The sequence below is a fragment of the Streptomyces atriruber genome, assembly GCF_001418325.1.
Taxonomy (GTDB): Bacteria; Actinomycetota; Actinomycetes; order Streptomycetales; family Streptomycetaceae; genus Streptomyces; species Streptomyces atriruber.
In genome coordinates, this window is sequence record NZ_LIPN01000047.1 from 16,036 (window position 1) to 31,461 (window position 15,426).

Below are 15,426 nucleotides of genomic sequence, written 5' to 3' on the forward strand. Positions count from 1 at the left end.
GGCGTCACATTGCGGCGGTGCTGCCGCGGCGCTGGGAGCGCCACAGCTGGTACAGATGCTTCGTCCCGGGCCGCAGGAAGCGCGCGAGCATCGTGAAGAACGGCTTCATGTCGTCGGCGGCGAGCCACGCGAGCTCCGTGCCGCTCGCGCGGGCGGGCGCGTGCGGCGTCGTGTATCCACTGCGGCGGTACGCGACGAGGGCGGGCAGGTCGATGTTCTCCACGACATACCGGTGCCCGGCGCGCTGGTCCCCCTCGGGGACGACGCGGCCCGTCAGGTCGAGGTGCATGGCACGGACGACGTCGATCTCCGACTCGTTCTCGAAGAGCCGGAACTGAGCGCCCATACGGGGGTTGAAGTCGAGCAGCTTGTACTGACCGTCGCGGCGGTCGAAGCGCAGGTCCAGGTCGATGATGCCGGTGAAGCCGATCTGCTTGATGAAACGCGCGGCGAGGTCGGCGAGTTCCGGGTTGTCGACGACGTACGCGTTCGACGTCATCCCCGCATGCGGCGGCCAGGAGCGGACCTTGACCCCCGTGAACATCGCGCGCGGGACGGAGTTCGCGTCGAAGTACGCGTGCACGATCCAGTCCTCGGCCTCTTCCCGGGGCAGATACTCCTGGAGGATCACGCCGGGCCGCTCGCCCCAGTGACGGGCGAGCGCGAGAAGGCCGCCGGGGGTCTCGATGCGGGTGGTGCCGTGCACTGCAGGACGCTTCCGCCGGGTGAAGGCCTCGCGGTTCTTGGCCACCACGGGGAACCGCGCGCGGGACGCGAACTCCGCGACGTCCGCCGGGCTTTCCGGAAAGGTGGCATCGGGCGAGGCGATGCCGTGCTCCACGCACAGCCCGTGCAGGCCTTGCTTGCTCGCCAGCCTTCGGGGCAATTCCGCTTCCACGCGCGGGAAGAGGAATCCACCGAAGCCGGTGCGCTCCCCGGAGAGCTCGTCCTGGTGCTCGGCGATCAGGACGGCCGCCTCCTCGTCCGTGGGGATGAGGACGGCCGGTCTACCGATGCGGCGCCCGACCCGCAGCAGCCCCTCCACCAGTCGTTCCGGCTCTTCGGCGCCGGTGGTCGGCCAGGGAAAGGCGGCCGTCAGGTGGCGGGACGCGGCAGCCGGTGTGTACCGGTCCTCCGTGATCGCGTACATGGGAACGCCCAGCCGGCCGAGGCTGCGGATCGCTCCCACTCCACCGTGGTGCAGGGGGTAGTCACCGAACTTGACGATCAGTCCCGGGACGTTCCGGTCCGGCGTGAACGGCGCACTGGCGGCGATCCTGGCCACGGGTTCCCCCCACGTATGCCAAACCGAATGGGACCCCACCCATCCCGCGTCCCCCAAAGAACGCTAGGGCGGAATCGGAAAGTCCAGCAAGACTTATCCGGACATTGCTAACTCTTTAGACACTGCCGCAACAGGGGTCTCCACACGTAACGTGTGGCACACCCCTATGGAAAGCGAGGCAGGTACGCATGTCCGAGCAGACCCCGCTCGACCCGGCCGCCGGTGACTCCACCGACCTTCCCGGAGGCGATCCCTTCGGCCTTCCCGAGGGCGACCCCTTCGGACCCCACAACCTTCCCTACGGCGTGTTCTCCCTGGCCGGGGAGGCGGACGGACGACGCAGGGTGGGCGTACGGCTCGGCTCGTACGTCCTGGACGCGGGCGCCGCGGCCGCCGCGCTCGGCTCCCCCTACGTGTCACTCCTGGCCCGGCCCACGCTGAACCCCCTGCTCTCCGCGGGCCGCAGGGCCTGGTCGGACGTGCGGCGCGCGCTGACCGCATGGGTGACGGTGCCGGCCCACCGGGAGACCGTACGCCCCCTGCTGCACCCCCTCTCCGAAGTGACCCTGCACCTGCCCTTCGAGGTTGCGGACTACGTCGACTTCTACGCTTCCGAGCACCACGCGACCCACCTGGGCCAGATGTTCCGGCCGGACTCGCCGACGCCGCTGACGCCCAACTGGAAGCACCTGCCCATCGGTTACCACGGCCGGTCCGGCACGGTGGTCGTCTCCGGAACGGACGTCGTCCGCCCCTCGGGCCAGCGCAAGGCGCCCGCCGACGCGGCCCCCGTCTTCGGCCCGTCCGTCCGGCTCGACATCGAGGCGGAGGTGGGCTTCGTCGTCGGCGCCCCCTCGACGCACGGAACCCCCGTCCCCCTGGCGGACTTCCGGGAGCACGTCTTCGGACTGACCCTCCTCAACGACTGGTCGGCGCGCGACATCCAGGCCTGGGAGTACGTCCCGCTGGGCCCGTTCCTCGGCAAGTCGTTCGCCACGTCCGTCTCCGCGTGGATCACCCCGCTGGAGGCCCTGGACTCGGCGCGGATCGCGCCCCCGGAGCGCACGCATGAGCTCCTGCCCTACCTGGACGACTCCGCGGAGTCCGTGGCGGACGAGCCCGGCGGCTACGACCTGCACATGACGGTCACCCTGAACGGCCAGGTCATCTCGGAGCCGCCGTTCTCCACCGTGTACTGGACGGCCGCGCAGCAGCTGGCGCACATGACGGTCAACGGCGCCTCGCTGCGCACCGGCGACCTGTACGGCTCGGGCACGGTCAGCGGTCCCGAGGCAGGTCAGTACGGTTCACTGATCGAGATCACCTGGAACGGCCGCGACCCCCTCGAACTCCCGGACGGCAAGCGGACGTTCCTCGAGGACGGCGACGTGGTCACGCTCTCGGCCTGGGCCCCCGGGCCCAACGGCACGAGGGTCGGACTCGGCGAGGTGACGGGCCGGATCGCGTCCGCGAACTGAGCCCGCCGAACTCACCCCGGCTGCTGGCACCGAACACTTACGCCAACCACTTGCACCAACCGCTTGTACCAACTGCTTGACACAAACCCCCGAGTGAGGTGAACTTGTACTCGGCGCTTGATACAAGCGAGCGCCGAGCACAGGTCCGGGCCCGACCACCCGGCCCGCTCACTCGGGGGTTCACGCATGCACGACACCGGCACGGACACCAGCACACGCACTCGCGCCCACACCCACATCGCCCCACCACTCCCACCCGTCATCCCCCCAGAGACAGCCGCGCGCGCCCGCGTCGATCTCTACGCCCGCTGGTCCGGCCTGGCCGCCGGTGCCGCCGCGGCCTGGGCGGTGGCCTCCAGGGACGACGGCCTGGGCATCGGGATCCTGTACGCCATCCCGGCGTTCGGCCTCTGCGCCGTCGCCGGAGTCCTGCTCGGGGACGCCCTCACACCCCCGCCGCACGGCCCGGTGCGCAGCGCAGGCCTCACCCCGCGCCGGGCCCGGGACTATGTGCCGCCCCGCACCACCCGCCTGCTCGCCGCGCAGGCGCTCGCGCTGATCACCCTCCTCGTCGCGGCGGCCGCCATGGCCGCCCCGGACGACCAGGGCCATGCCGGGCGCTCCCTCTCCGCCATCTGCCAGGGCATGACCGAGACGGTCGGCCCCTGGCCCGGCCTCTTCTACGGCGCACCGGTCCTGGCCTCGCTCGCCATCGGCACGGCCGCGTGCGCATGGTCCCTGCGCCGCATCGCCCGCCGCCCCTCGGAAGAGCAGCCACGCCGAGACCGGGCACTGGCGATCACCGCCGCGTGGGGCCTGCTGATCTCCGCTCCCCTGCTGGGGACCACGACGTTCGCCACCGGCGCCCTGCTCGGCCTCGACTGCATGGGCGCGTCCGGGGCGGCCTGGTTCCTGATCCCCGTGGCCCTCTCCGCGGCGTCCACCATGACGTGGTCCCTGACCACGATCGTCTCCCCCCGGGCAGGCCACCGATGACGGGCCCGGCCAGAGGCCCTGCCGTCCGGGTCGACACGACGAGCCCCGTCCCGCCCTACGAACAGATCCGGGCCCAGCTCGCCGCCCTCATCACCACGGGCCGCCTCCCCGAGGGCGAACGCCTCCCACCCGTCCGCCAGCTCGCCGCCGACCTGGGCCTGGCAGCAGGCACCGTGGCCCGCGCCTACCGCGAACTGGAATCGGCCTCCCTGATCCACACCCGCCGAGGCGCAGGAACGAGGGTGGCTCCGCTCCCGGCGGGCACCTCCCTCCCCGACCCGGCACAACTCGCGGCGCTGGCTCTGCAGTTCACCACGGCGGCCCGAGCCCTGGGAGCGGACGAGGCGGAGGCGCTGCGGGCGGTACGGGAGGCTTGGGACGCCCCCTGACCTCGCCGAACGCGCCCCCGCAGGGGCAAGCCCCCGACACTCGTTCACACGTGCGTGGACACCTTTGCGGGTTTCCCCCCGATACGCTGGACAACCCGGTGAGACTCCACCCACGGGAGCACTGATGAGCGCCGAACCCGAGGCTTCCGGGCCCACGTGGCCGGTCCCGCCCAAGGGTGGCTGGACCGCCGACGACCTGGACCGGCTTCCGAATCTGCCTCCGCACACGGAGCTGATCGACGGGAGCCTCGTCTTCGTGAGTCCGCAGACCAACCTTCATTCGCGGGCGGTCAGCTTCTTCGAGCGGCGCCTCGAAGATTCCGCCCCAGCGGGACTCGAAGTCCTACGCGAATTCACCATCGACATCGACCAGCGGAACAGGCCCGAGCCCGACGTCGTCGTCGTACCCTCCGAAGAGATCCTGGACCCCGGACAGACCCGTGTCCCCGCCGACACAGTGCTGCTGGCCATCGAAGTCGTCTCCCCCGGCTCCGAGGCGCGCGACCGGGAGGCCAAGCCGCTCAAGTACGCCAAGGCAGGCATCCGTCACTACTGGCGCGTGGAGAACGACAAGGGCCGCCCGGTGGTCCATGTCTTCGAACTCGAACCCGCGACGCGCACCTACACACCGACCGGCATCTTCCACGACGATCTCAAGGTGAGCGTCCCCTTCACCATCGAGCTCGACCTCACCGCCATCACCGCCAGGCGGTCGCTGCCCGAGACTCCGTAGACAGGCTGTTCTGGTCGGCTCCGATCACCGGAGCCGACCAGGTGAACGTCGTCCGATCTACCAGTCCGGCTCCTCGTCCCCCCAGTCCGGCTCCACCTCATCGCTCATCAGTCGTCCAGCCCCGCCAGGCGCCGCCTCAGGGGCCCCACCAGAGGGCCCTTCCGACGGCTCGCCCGAAGCACCGCCCCCGGCGGGCGCGCCGCCCAGGAACTCCGCGACGACGCCCACCACGCCCTCGCCGTACGTCGCACGCTTCTTCTCGCCCACTCCGCTGATGCCCGACAGGTCCGACACGGACGTGGGTCGCAGGGTCGCGATCTCGCGGAGGGTGGCGTCGTGGAAGATCACATATGCCGGGACGCCCTGCTCCTTCGCCGAGGCCGCGCGCCAGGCGCGCAGTGCCTCGAAGAGCGGGACCGCTTCCTGGGGCAGCTCGGCGACCGCCGCCGCCGACTTCGCCTTGCGCTCGCCCTTGGACGCCCGCGCCGCCGGTGCCCGCTTCGGCTCCTTGCGCAGCCGCACCTCGCGCTCCCGGCCCAGGACGGAGCCGCTCGTCTCGGTGAGCACCAACGTGCCGTACTCCCCCTCGACCGCGATCAGGCCCTGCGCCAGCAGCTGACGCACGACGCCCCGCCATTCGGCCTCCGCGAGCTCCTCTCCGATGCCGAAGACCGAGAGCTGGTCGTGGTCGAACTGGATGACCTTCGCGGTCTTCTTGCCCAGGAGGATGTCGATGATCTGGCCCGCGCCGAACTTCTGACCGCGCTCGCGCTGCAGGCGCACGACCGTGGAGAGCACCTTCTGCGCCGCCACCGTGCCGTCCCAGGTCTCGGGCGGGGTCAGGCAGGTGTCACAGTTTCCGCAGGACTGCGCGCCCGCCTCCTGGCCGAAGTAGGTCAGGAGCTGCGCGCGGCGGCACTGAGCCGTCTCGCAGAGCGCCAGCATCGAGTCCAGATGGGAGGAGGCGCGGCGGCGGAACGCCTCGTCGCCCTCGCCGCCCTGGATCAGCTTCCGCTGCTGCACTACGTCCTGGAGGCCATAGGCCATCCAGGCAGTCGAGGGCAGACCGTCGCGGCCCGCGCGGCCCGTCTCCTGGTAGTACCCCTCGACCGACTTGGGCAGGTCGAGGTGGGCGACGAAGCGGACGTCCGGCTTGTCGATGCCCATGCCGAAGGCGATCGTGGCGCAGACGACGAGGCCGTCCTCCCGCAGGAAGCGGGACTGGTGCGCCGCGCGCATGCCGCCGTCCAGACCCGCGTGGTACGGGACGGCCTCGATGCCGTTCTTGCAGAGGAACTCGGCGGTCTTCTCGACCGAATTGCGCGACAGGCAGTAGACGATCCCGGCGTCGCCCGCGTGCTCTTCCTTCAGGAAGGCGAGGAGCTGCTTCTTCGGCTCGGCCTTCGGCACGATGCGGTACTGGATGTTGGGCCGGTCGAAGCTCGCCACGAAGTGCTTGGCGTCGGGCATGCCGAGCCGCTGCGTGATCTCCCGGTGCGTGGCGTCGGTGGCCGTGGCGGTCAGGGCGATCCGCGGCACGTCCGGCCAGCGCTCCCCGAGGAGCGAGAGCGCGAGATAGTCGGGACGGAAGTCGTGGCCCCACTGGGCGACGCAGTGCGCCTCGTCGATGGCGAAGACGGAGATCTTGGCCCGCCCGAGAAGCTCCAGGGTCGTGTCCAGACGCAGCCGCTCCGGCGCCAGATAGAGCACGTCGAGCTCGCCCGCGAGGAACTCCGCCTCCATCACGCGCCGCTCGTCGAAGTCCTGCGTGGAGTTGATGAACCCGGCGCGCACGCCGAGCGCCCGCAGCGCGTCCACCTGGTCCTGCATCAGCGCGATGAGCGGGGAGATCACGACGCCGGTGCCCGGCCTGACCAGGGCCGGGATCTGATAGCAGAGGGACTTGCCGCCGCCGGTCGGCATCAGGACGACGGCGTCCCCGCCGCCGATCACGTGCTCGATGATCGGTTCCTGCTCGCCGCGGAAGGCGTCGTACCCGAAGACGCGGTGGAGCGTGCGCAGGGCGTCGCTCTCCGTCACGGTGCCGGTTGCCGCGCCCGGCGCCGGTACCGACGCCGTCACCTCGCTCATGCCCTTGGTCCCATCCATCGCCCTGTCCCCCGCCGTACGTCCTGCCTCGACCACTGCCTCCACGATAGGGCTCCCCACCGACACCCCGGACAGTTATCCACAGGCCGCCGCCCGGCACCCCTTCTCGGGATGCCGGGCGGCAACGCATGTTCGAAACGATCGGGCTACCGGACGAAGACCCCCGCCTGGTTCGCCAGATCCAGGAAGTACTGCGGGGCCACACCCAGCACCAGCGTCACCGCGACGCCCATGCCGATCGCCGTCATCGTCAGCGGCGAAGGCACGGCGACCGTGGGGCCGTCCGCCTTCGGCTCGCTGAAGAACATCAGGACGATCACGCGGATGTAGAAGAACGCGGCGATCGCCGACGACAGCACACCGACCACGACCAGCGGTCCCGCGCCGCCCTCCGCCGCGGCCTTGAAGACCGCGAACTTCCCGGCGAACCCGGAGGTCAGCGGAATGCCCGCGAAGGCGAGGAGGAAGACCGCGAAGACCGCGGCCACCAGCGGAGACCTGCGCCCGAGCCCCGCCCACTTGGACAGGTGCGTGGCCTCGCCCCCGGCGTCCCGCACCAGCGTGACGACGGCGAAGGCGCCGATGGTCACGAAGGAGTAGGCCGCCAGGTAGAAGAGGACGGAGGAGACGCCGTCCGGGGTGGTGGCGATGACACCGGCGAGGATGAAGCCCGCGTGCGCGATGGACGAGTACGCGAGGAGGCGCTTGATGTCGGTCTGGGTGATCGCGATGATCGCGCCGCCCAGCATCGTGATGACCGCGACGCCCCACATGACCGGCCGCCAGTCCCAGCGCAGACCGGGAAGCACCACGTAGAGGAGCCGGAGGAGCGCACCGAACGCGGCCACCTTCGTCGCCGCCGCCATGAAGCCGGTGACCGGCGTCGGGGCGCCCTGGTACACGTCCGGGGTCCACATGTGGAACGGCACCGCGCCCACCTTGAAGAGCAGCCCCATCACCACCATCGCGACGCCGATCAGGAGCAGCGCGTCGTTGCCCATGGTGTCGGCGAGCGCCGGGTCCACGGTCTTGACGTTGCCCTCGACGACGTCCGCGATCGTCGCGTACGACACGGAACCGGCGTAGCCGTAGAGGAGCGCGATGCCGAAGAGCGTGAAGGCCGAGGCGAACGCGCCGAGCAGGAAGTACTTGACGGCGGATTCCTGCGACATGAGGCGCTTGCGCCGGGCCAGCGCGCACAGCAGGTACAACGGCAGGGAGAAGACTTCCAGCGCGATGAAGAGCGTCAGGAGGTCGTTGGCCGCGGGGAAGACGAGCATGCCGCCGATGGCGAAGAGCGCCAGCGGGAACACCTCGGTGGTGGCGAACCCGGCCTTGGTGGCGGCCTGTTCGCCCTCACTGCCCGGTACGGCTCCGGCCTGCGCCACGAACGAGTCGACGCGGTTGCCGTGCGCCGCCGGGTCGAGGCGCCGCTCCGCGAAGGTGAAGATCACGAAGATGCCGGTGAGCAGGATCGTGCCCTGCAGGAAGAGCGCGGGTCCGTCGACCGCGATGGCGCCCATCGCGGCGATCTGCGCCTTGGTGGTGCCGAAGCCGCGGGCCGCGAGCCCGACCACCGCGGCGAAGGCGGCGGCCAGGGAGACCACGGAGAGGAACAGTTGGGCGTAGTAACGGGTCTTGCGCGGGACGAAGGCTTCGATGAGCACTCCGATGACGGCCGCGCCGATGACGATCAACATCGGCGAGAGCTGCCCATACTCGATATTGGGCGCGTCGATCTTGTCGATCGGGTCGGCCGCAGTTGTCCACAGGCTGTGGACGGCTGATGCGCTCACTTGGCCGCCTCCACATCGGGCTGGGGGTCCTTCTTCTGCACGTCGGACATCGTGTGCTCGACCGCCGGGTTCACCAGATCGGTGAGCGGCTTCGGGTAGACGCCGAGACCGATCAGGAGGGCGATCAGCGGAGCGACGACGACCAGTTCACGCACCCGCAGGTCGGGCATGGCCGAGACCTCCGCCTTCACGGGGCCGGTCATCGTCCGCTGGTAGAGGACGAGCGTGTACAGCGCGGCGAGCACGATGCCGACGGTCGCGATGATCCCGACCACCGGATAGCGGGCGAACGCGCCGACCAGGACCAGGAATTCGCTCACGAACGGTGCGAGCCCGGGAAGCGACAGCGTGGCCAGGCCGCCGATCAGGAAGGTACCGGCGAGCACCGGTGCGACCTTCTGCACTCCTCCGTAGTCGGCGATGAGCCGCGAGCCGCGCCGCGAGATCAGGAAGCCGGCCACCAGCATCAGCGCGGCGGTCGAGATGCCGTGGTTGACCATGTAGAGCGTCGCGCCGGACTGGCCCTGCGAGGTCATCGCGAAGATGCCGAGCACGATGAAGCCGAAGTGCGAGATCGACGCGTACGCCACCAGGCGCTTGATGTCGCGCTGGCCGACCGCGAGCAGCGCGCCGTAGATGATGCTGATCAGGGCGAGCACGAGGATGACCGGCGTCGCCCAGTCGCTCGCCTCCGGGAAGAGCCCGAGGCAGAACCGCAGCATCGCGAACGTGCCGACCTTGTCCACGACGGCCGTGATCAGTACGGCGACCGGGGCGGTGGACTCCCCCATCGCGTTCGGCAGCCAGGTGTGCAGCGGCCACAGCGGCGCCTTCACCGCGAAGGCGAAGAAGAAGCCGAGGAAGAGCAGCCGCTCCGTGTTGGTCGCCATGTCGAGCGAGCCGTCCGCGCGCGCGGCGGAGATCTCCTGGAGGGAGAAGTTTCCCGCCACGACATAGAGCCCGATCACGGCGGCCAGCATGATGAGGCCGCCGACGAGGTTGTAGAGGAGGAACTTCACGGCCGCGTACGAGCGCTGTGCCGAGGCGTTCTCGTCCGTGCCCGCGTGGGCGCGGTCTCCGAAGCCGCCGATGAGGAAGTACATCGGGATGAGCATGGCTTCGAAGAAGATGTAGAAGAGGAAGACGTCGGTGGCCTCGAAGGAGATGATCACCATCGCCTCGACGGCCAGGATCAGGGCGAAGAACCCCTGAGTCGGCCGCCACCGCGAGGATTTCGTCTCCAGGGGATCGGCGTCGTGCCAGCCCGCCAGGATGATGAAGGGGATCAACAGGGCGGTGAGCGCGAGGAGCGCGACGGCGATGCCGTCGACCCCGAGCTCGTACCGCACCCCGAACTCCTTGATCCAGGCGTGCGATTCGGTCAGTTGATAGCGATCGCCGTCGGGGTCGAACCGTACGAGCACGGTCACCGCGAGGCCGAGCGTGGCGAGCGAGACGAGCAGTGCGAGCCACTTGGCGGCGGTCCGCCGGGCGGCCGGAACGGCTGCCGTGGCGATCGCGCCGACCGCGGGCAGGACCGCCGTCGCTGTCAGGAGGGGAAAGGACATCGGTATCAGACCGCCCTCATCAGCAGGGTCGCGGCGATGAGCACCGCAGCGCCGCCGAACATCGAGACCGCGTAGGAGCGGGCGTAGCCGTTCTGCAGTTTGCGCAGCCGTCCGGAGAGGCCGCCGACCGAGGCCGCCGTGCCGTTGACGACGCCGTCGACCAGGGTGTGGTCGACGTAGACCAGGGACCGCGTGAGGTGCTCGCCGCCGCGCACCAGGACGACGTGGTTGAAGTCGTCCTGGAGGAGGTCGCGGCGGGCGGCGCGGGTGAGCACCGAGCCGCGCGGGGCGGTGACCGGGACGGGACGGCGCCCGTACTGCACATAGGCCAGGGCGACGCCGATGACGAGGACCACCATGGTGGCTCCCGTGACCGTCGTGGCGCTCAGCGGCGAGTCGCCGTGGTCGTGCTGCGTGACCGGCTCCAGCCAGTGCATGAAGCGGTCGCCGATGCTGAAGAAGCCACCCGCGAACACCGACCCGAAGGCGAGCACGATCATCGGGATGGTCATGGACTTCGGCGACTCGTGCGGGTGCGGCTCGTTGCCGGACCCCGCGGCGGAGCCGCTATCAGACGCTGTCGGCTGCCAGCGCTTCTCCCCGAAGAAGGTCATGATCATCACGCGCGTCATGTAGTACGCGGTGATGGCCGCGCCCAGGAGCGCCACCGAGCCGAGGATCCAGCCCTCCGTGCCGCCCTTGGCGAACGCCGCCTCGATGATCTTGTCCTTGGAGAAGAAGCCGGACAGACCGGGGAAGCCGATGATCGCGAGGTAGCCGAGGCCGAAGGTCACGAACGTGACCGGCATGTACTTCCGGAGGCCGCCGTACTTCCGCATGTCGACCTCGTCGTTCATGCCGTGCATGACCGATCCGGCGCCGAGGAAGAGCCCGGCCTTGAAGAAGCCGTGCGTGACCAGGTGCATGATCGCGAAGACGTAGCCGATGGGGCCGAGGCCCGCGGCCAGGATCATGTACCCGATCTGGGACATCGTCGATCCGGCGAGGGCCTTCTTGATGTCGTCCTTCGCGCAACCGACGATCGCACCGAACAGGAGCGTGACCGCTCCGACGACGGTGACGACGAGCTGTGCGTCCGGCGCGCCGTTGAAGATCGCGCCGGAGCGGACGATGAGGTACACACCCGCGGTCACCATCGTGGCGGCGTGGATCAGGGCCGAGACCGGGGTCGGGCCCTCCATCGCGTCACCGAGCCAGGACTGCAGCGGCACCTGCGCGGACTTGCCGCACGCGGCGAGCAGCAGCATCAGGCCGATCGCGGTGAGCTTGCCCTCCGACGTCTCACCCGTGGCCTCCAGGACAGGGCCGAAGGCGAAGGTCCCGAAGGTGGTGAACATCAGCATGATGGCGATCGAGAGGCCCACGTCGCCGACCCTGTTGACCAGGAAGGCCTTCTTCGCGGCGGTGGCCGCGCTGGGCTTGTGCTGCCAGAAGCCGATCAGGAGGTACGAGGCGAGGCCCACGCCCTCCCATCCGACGTACAGGAGCAGGTAGTTGTCGGCGAGGACCAGCAGGAGCATCGCCGCGAGGAACAGGTTCAGGTAGCCGAAGAAGCGGCGGCGCCGCTCGTCGTGCTCCATGTACCCGATCGAGTAGATGTGGATCAGGGTGCCCACACCGGAGATCAGCAGGACGAACGTCATCGACAACTGGTCGAGCTGGAAGGCGACGTCGGCCTGGAAGCCCTCGACGGGGATCCAGCTGAACAGGTGCTGCGACAGCGAGCGCTCCTCGGCGCCCTTGCCCAGCATGTCGGTGAACAGCACGACGGCGACGACGAAGGAGGCGGCCGCGAGCAGCGTGCCGAGCCAGTGGCCCGCGCGGTCCAGTGCCCGCCCGCCGCACAGCAGTACGGCCGCTCCGAGCAGAGGCGCCGCGACGAGCAGCGCAATCAAGTTCTCCACGATTCAGCGACCCCTCAGAGCTTCATCAGGCTGGCGTCGTCGACCGAGGCCGAGTGGCGGGAACGGAACAGCGACACGATGATCGCGAGTCCGACCACGACCTCCGCGGCGGCGACGACCATCGTGAAGAACGCGATGATCTGGCCGTCGAGGTTGCCGTGCATCCGGGAGAAGGCCACGAACGCGAGGTTGCAGGCGTTGAGCATGAGCTCGATGCACATGAACACCACGATCGCGTTCCGCCTGATGAGCACGCCGGTCGCGCCGATCGTGAACAACAGCGCCGCGAGGTAGAGATAGTTGACGGGGTTCACTTCGACGCCTCCTCGGTCCGCTCGATGTCGCTGCGCCGCAGGTCGGGCCGCTCCAGGCGATCGGTGGAGCGCTGCTCCAGCGCCCGCAGGTCGTCCAGCGCCTCGTTCGACACGTCGCGGATCTGGCCGCGCTCACGGAGCGTCTTGTTGACCGTGAGCTCCGACGGCGTGCCGTCGGGGAGCAGGCCCGCGATGTCCACGGCGTTGTGCCTGGCGTACACACCCGGGGCGGGCAGCGGCGGCAGGTGCTTGCCCTCGCGCACGCGCGCCTCGGACAGCTCGCGCTGGGTCTTGGCGCGCTCCGTGCGCTCGCGGTGGGTGAGCACCATCGCGCCGACCGTCGCCGTGATGAGCAGGGCGCCGGTGATCTCGAAGGCGAAGACGTACTTCGTGAAGATGAGCCCCGCGAGGCCCTCCACGTTGCCGCCGGCGTTCGCCTTGCCGAGGCCGTTGAACTCCTTCACCGAGGCGTTGCCGATGCCCGCGAAGAGCAGCACCGCGAAGCCGAGCCCGCAGAGGAGGGCCAGCCAGCGCTGTCCCTTGATGGTCTCCGTCAGGGAGTCGGCCGCGGTGACGCCGACGAGCATGACCACGAAGAGGAAGAGCATCATGATCGCGCCGGTGTAGACGACGATCTGGACGATGCCCAGGAAGTACGCGCCGTTGGCCAGGTAGAACACCGCAAGGATGATCATGGTCCCGGCCAGGCAGAGCGCGCTGTGCACGGCCTTCTTCATGAGGATGGTGCACAGGGCGCCGATCACCGCGACCGTGCCGAGCACCCAGAACTGGAAGGCCTCGCCGGTGGAGGTGGAGTAGGCGGCGAGCTGCGTCATCGGCCGACCACCTTCTCCGACGCGGGCTCGCCGTCCCCGAAGTCGGCGGCCGCCTCCTGGGGCGTCTCGCCCTTGGAGAGGGCGACCTGGGGGACGGTGCCCGGCGCGGCCTCGGTGACCAACCCCCGGTAGTAGTCCTGCTCGTCCGTGCCGGGGAAGATCGCGTGCGGCGAGTCGACCATGCCCTCTTCGAGACCGGCGAGCAGCTGCTCCTTGGTGTAGATGAGGTTCTCGCGGCTGCTGTCGGCCAGCTCGAACTGGTTCGTCATCGTCAACGCGCGCGTGGGGCACGCCTCGATGCACAGGCCGCAGAGGATGCAGCGGGCGTAGTTGATCTGGTAGACGCGGCCGTACCGCTCACCGGGCGAGTACCTCTCCTCGTCCGTGTTGTCCGCGCCCTCCACATAGATGGCGTCCGCGGGACAGGCCCAGGCGCAGAGCTCACAGCCGACGCACTTCTCCAGGCCGTCCGGATGGCGGTTCAGCTGGTGCCTGCCGTGGAAGCGGGGAGCAGTGGTCTTCTGCTGCTCCGGATACTGCTCGGTCAGCCGCTTCTTGAACATGGCCTTGAAGGTCACGCCGAAGCCCGCCACAGGGTTCTGGAACCCCTGCTTCGATTGGTTCGACTCGTGTGACTCCTGGTTCGACTCAGCCATCGGACGCCTCCTTTCCGTCACTTCGGGATCCGTCACTTTGAGTATCCGGGCCACCACTGACAATCAACTCCCGCTCCTGGCGCGAGCGTCGGCGCGGTACGGGTGGCAGGCTCTGGCCTGGCAGCGGCGGCACCGGGAAGCCGCCCGCCATGGGGTCGAAGGCGACCGGCTTCTCCTCCTCCGCGGCGGCTTCCTTCTCGCGCTTGTCGCGGAAGACGTCGACGACGACGGAGAGCAACAGCAACGCGATGACGCCGCCGCCGACATAGAGCGCGATCGAGGTGAATTCGTAGTCCTCGTTCCGCATCGCCCTGACCGTGGCGACCAGCATCAGCCAGACGACCGAGACCGGGATCAGCACCTTCCAGCCGAGCTTCATCAGCTGGTCGTAGCGGACGCGGGGCAGAGAGCCGCGCAGCCAGATGAAGAAGAACAGCAGCAGCTGGACCTTGATCACGAACCAGAGCATCGGCCACCAGCCGTGGTTCGCGCCCTCCCAGAACGTGCTGATCGGATACGGAGCGCGCCAGCCGCCCAGGAAGAGCGTGGCCGACACCGCCGAGACGGTGACCATGTTGATGTACTCGGCGAGCATGAACATCGCGAACTTGATGGAGGAGTACTCGGTGTTGAATCCACCGACGAGGTCGCCCTCGGACTCCGGCATGTCGAACGGCGCGCGGTTCGTCTCGCCGATCATCGTCACGATGTAGATGATGAAAGAGACGGGCAGCAGCAGGACGTACCACCGGTCCGCCTGCGCCTCGACGATCGCCGACGTCGACATCGAACCCGAGTAGAGGAACACGGAGGCGAAGGCCGCGCCCATCGCGATCTCGTACGAGATCATCTGCGCGCAGGAGCGCAGGCCGCCGAGGAGCGGGTACGTCGATCCGGAGCTCCAGCCCGCGAGCACGATGCCGTAGATGCCGACGGAGGCGACCGCGAGGATGTAGAGCATCGCGATCGGCAGGTCGGTGAGCTGCATCGTGGTGCGGTGACCGAAGATCGAGACTTCGTTGCCCGCGGGCCCGAACGGGATCACCGCGATCGCCATGAAGGCCGGGATCGCCGCGATGACCGGAGCAAGGATGTAGACCACCTTGTCCGCGCGCTTGACGATCACGTCTTCCTTGAGCATCAGCTTGACGCCGTCCGCGAGGGACTGCAGCAGGCCCCAGGGACCGTTCCGGTTGGGACCGATGCGCAGCTGCATCCAGGCGACGACCTTGCGCTCCCACACGATGGCGAGGAGGACCGTCACCATCAGGAACGCGAAGCAGAAGACCGCCTTGAAGGCGACCAGCCACCAGGGGTCACGGCCGAACATGGACAGGTCTT

Annotated in this window: 13 protein-coding genes; 4 read left to right on the forward strand and 9 right to left on the reverse strand. The window is 69.1% G+C overall.

Going from position 1 to position 15,426, the window contains the following annotated elements; genetic code table 11:
• Nucleotides 1-4: 4 nt before the first annotated feature.
• Entirely contained in the window at nucleotides 5-1,285 is a 1,281-nt protein-coding gene (locus AOK03_RS05515) for a carboxylate--amine ligase (protein WP_055564021.1), read from the reverse strand.
• A gap of 188 nt (nucleotides 1,286-1,473) precedes the next feature.
• On the opposite strand from AOK03_RS05515, the gene fahA reads away from it, so the two are divergent.
• The 4 genes from fahA (at nucleotide 1,474) to AOK03_RS05535 (ending at nucleotide 4,881) form a co-directional block, all read left to right on the forward strand.
• Nucleotides 1,474-2,763 carry a fumarylacetoacetase gene (gene fahA, locus AOK03_RS05520; protein WP_079074502.1) on the forward strand — a complete coding sequence of 430 codons (1,290 nt, stop codon included), beginning with the start codon at nucleotides 1,474-1,476 and terminating at the stop codon, nucleotides 2,761-2,763.
• Nucleotides 2,764-2,949: 186 nt separating this feature from the next.
• A complete protein-coding gene (locus tag AOK03_RS05525; RefSeq protein ID WP_244177494.1) occupies nucleotides 2,950-3,759 on the forward strand; it encodes a hypothetical protein in 810 nt (269 codons plus the stop codon).
• Nucleotides 3,756-4,148: a GntR family transcriptional regulator gene (locus AOK03_RS05530; protein WP_055564022.1), complete on the forward strand. Its 393-nt coding sequence runs from the start codon at nucleotides 3,756-3,758 to the stop codon at nucleotides 4,146-4,148. Before AOK03_RS05525 ends, AOK03_RS05530 begins: the two co-directional genes overlap by 4 nt.
• A 124-nt stretch (nucleotides 4,149-4,272) precedes the next feature.
• Entirely contained in the window at nucleotides 4,273-4,881 is a 609-nt protein-coding gene (locus AOK03_RS05535) for a Uma2 family endonuclease (RefSeq protein ID WP_055564023.1), read from the forward strand.
• A gap of 57 nt (nucleotides 4,882-4,938) precedes the next feature.
• Here AOK03_RS05535 and recQ read toward each other — a convergent pair whose 3' ends face one another.
• From recQ to nuoH, 8 genes are all read right to left on the reverse strand, one after another.
• Nucleotides 4,939-6,972: a DNA helicase RecQ gene (gene recQ, locus AOK03_RS05540; protein WP_055564024.1), complete on the reverse strand. Its 2,034-nt coding sequence runs from the start codon at nucleotides 6,970-6,972 to the stop codon at nucleotides 4,939-4,941.
• A 164-nt stretch (nucleotides 6,973-7,136) separates the two neighbouring features.
• On the reverse strand, nucleotides 7,137-8,786 hold the full coding sequence (nuoN, locus tag AOK03_RS05545) for an NADH-quinone oxidoreductase subunit NuoN (RefSeq protein WP_055564025.1): 1,650 nt from the start codon (nucleotides 8,784-8,786) through the stop codon (nucleotides 7,137-7,139).
• Nucleotides 8,783-10,354: an NADH-quinone oxidoreductase subunit M gene (locus tag AOK03_RS05550; protein ID WP_055564026.1), complete on the reverse strand. Its 1,572-nt coding sequence runs from the start codon at nucleotides 10,352-10,354 to the stop codon at nucleotides 8,783-8,785. Before AOK03_RS05550 ends, nuoN begins: the two co-directional genes overlap by 4 nt.
• Before the next feature lie 5 nt (nucleotides 10,355-10,359).
• On the reverse strand, nucleotides 10,360-12,279 hold the full coding sequence (nuoL, locus tag AOK03_RS05555) for an NADH-quinone oxidoreductase subunit L (RefSeq protein ID WP_055564027.1): 1,920 nt from the start codon (nucleotides 12,277-12,279) through the stop codon (nucleotides 10,360-10,362).
• A 14-nt stretch (nucleotides 12,280-12,293) separates the two neighbouring features.
• Nucleotides 12,294-12,593: an NADH-quinone oxidoreductase subunit NuoK gene (gene nuoK, locus AOK03_RS05560; protein ID WP_003974374.1), complete on the reverse strand. Its 300-nt coding sequence runs from the start codon at nucleotides 12,591-12,593 to the stop codon at nucleotides 12,294-12,296.
• Nucleotides 12,590-13,429 (reverse strand): NADH-quinone oxidoreductase subunit J, encoded by an 840-nt coding sequence (locus AOK03_RS05565; RefSeq protein WP_055564028.1) that lies wholly within the window; start codon nucleotides 13,427-13,429, stop codon nucleotides 12,590-12,592. The genes nuoK and AOK03_RS05565 overlap by 4 nt, the downstream gene beginning before the upstream one ends.
• Entirely contained in the window at nucleotides 13,426-14,085 is a 660-nt protein-coding gene (nuoI, locus tag AOK03_RS05570; RefSeq protein ID WP_055564029.1) for an NADH-quinone oxidoreductase subunit NuoI, read from the reverse strand. The genes AOK03_RS05565 and nuoI overlap by 4 nt, the downstream gene beginning before the upstream one ends.
• The gene (nuoH, locus tag AOK03_RS05575) at nucleotides 14,078-15,415 is read right to left on the reverse strand and encodes an NADH-quinone oxidoreductase subunit NuoH (protein WP_244177497.1); all 1,338 of its coding nucleotides are present in this window, start codon (nucleotides 15,413-15,415) and stop codon (nucleotides 14,078-14,080) included. Before nuoH ends, nuoI begins: the two co-directional genes overlap by 8 nt.
• Nucleotides 15,416-15,426: the final 11 nt, after the last annotated feature.

Excerpts from the sequence above, each read along its gene's own strand:
- fahA (WP_079074502.1), top strand. The coding sequence starts at position 1,474 with ATGTCCGAGCAGACCCCGCTCGACCCGGCCGCCGGTGACTCCACCGAC.
- AOK03_RS05525 (WP_244177494.1), top strand. The coding sequence starts at position 2,950 with ATGCACGACACCGGCACGGACACCAGCACACGCACTCGCGCCCACACC.
- AOK03_RS05530 (WP_055564022.1), top strand. The coding sequence starts at position 3,756 with ATGACGGGCCCGGCCAGAGGCCCTGCCGTCCGGGTCGACACGACGAGC.
- AOK03_RS05535 (WP_055564023.1), top strand. The coding sequence starts at position 4,273 with ATGAGCGCCGAACCCGAGGCTTCCGGGCCCACGTGGCCGGTCCCGCCC.
- recQ (WP_055564024.1), bottom strand. The coding sequence starts at position 6,972 with ATGAGCGAGGTGACGGCGTCGGTACCGGCGCCGGGCGCGGCAACCGGC.
- AOK03_RS05550 (WP_055564026.1), bottom strand. The coding sequence starts at position 10,354 with ATGTCCTTTCCCCTCCTGACAGCGACGGCGGTCCTGCCCGCGGTCGGC.
- AOK03_RS05565 (WP_055564028.1), bottom strand. The coding sequence starts at position 13,429 with ATGACGCAGCTCGCCGCCTACTCCACCTCCACCGGCGAGGCCTTCCAG.
- nuoI (WP_055564029.1), bottom strand. The coding sequence starts at position 14,085 with ATGGCTGAGTCGAACCAGGAGTCACACGAGTCGAACCAATCGAAGCAG.
- nuoH (WP_244177497.1), bottom strand. The coding sequence starts at position 15,415 with ATGTTCGGCCGTGACCCCTGGTGGCTGGTCGCCTTCAAGGCGGTCTTC.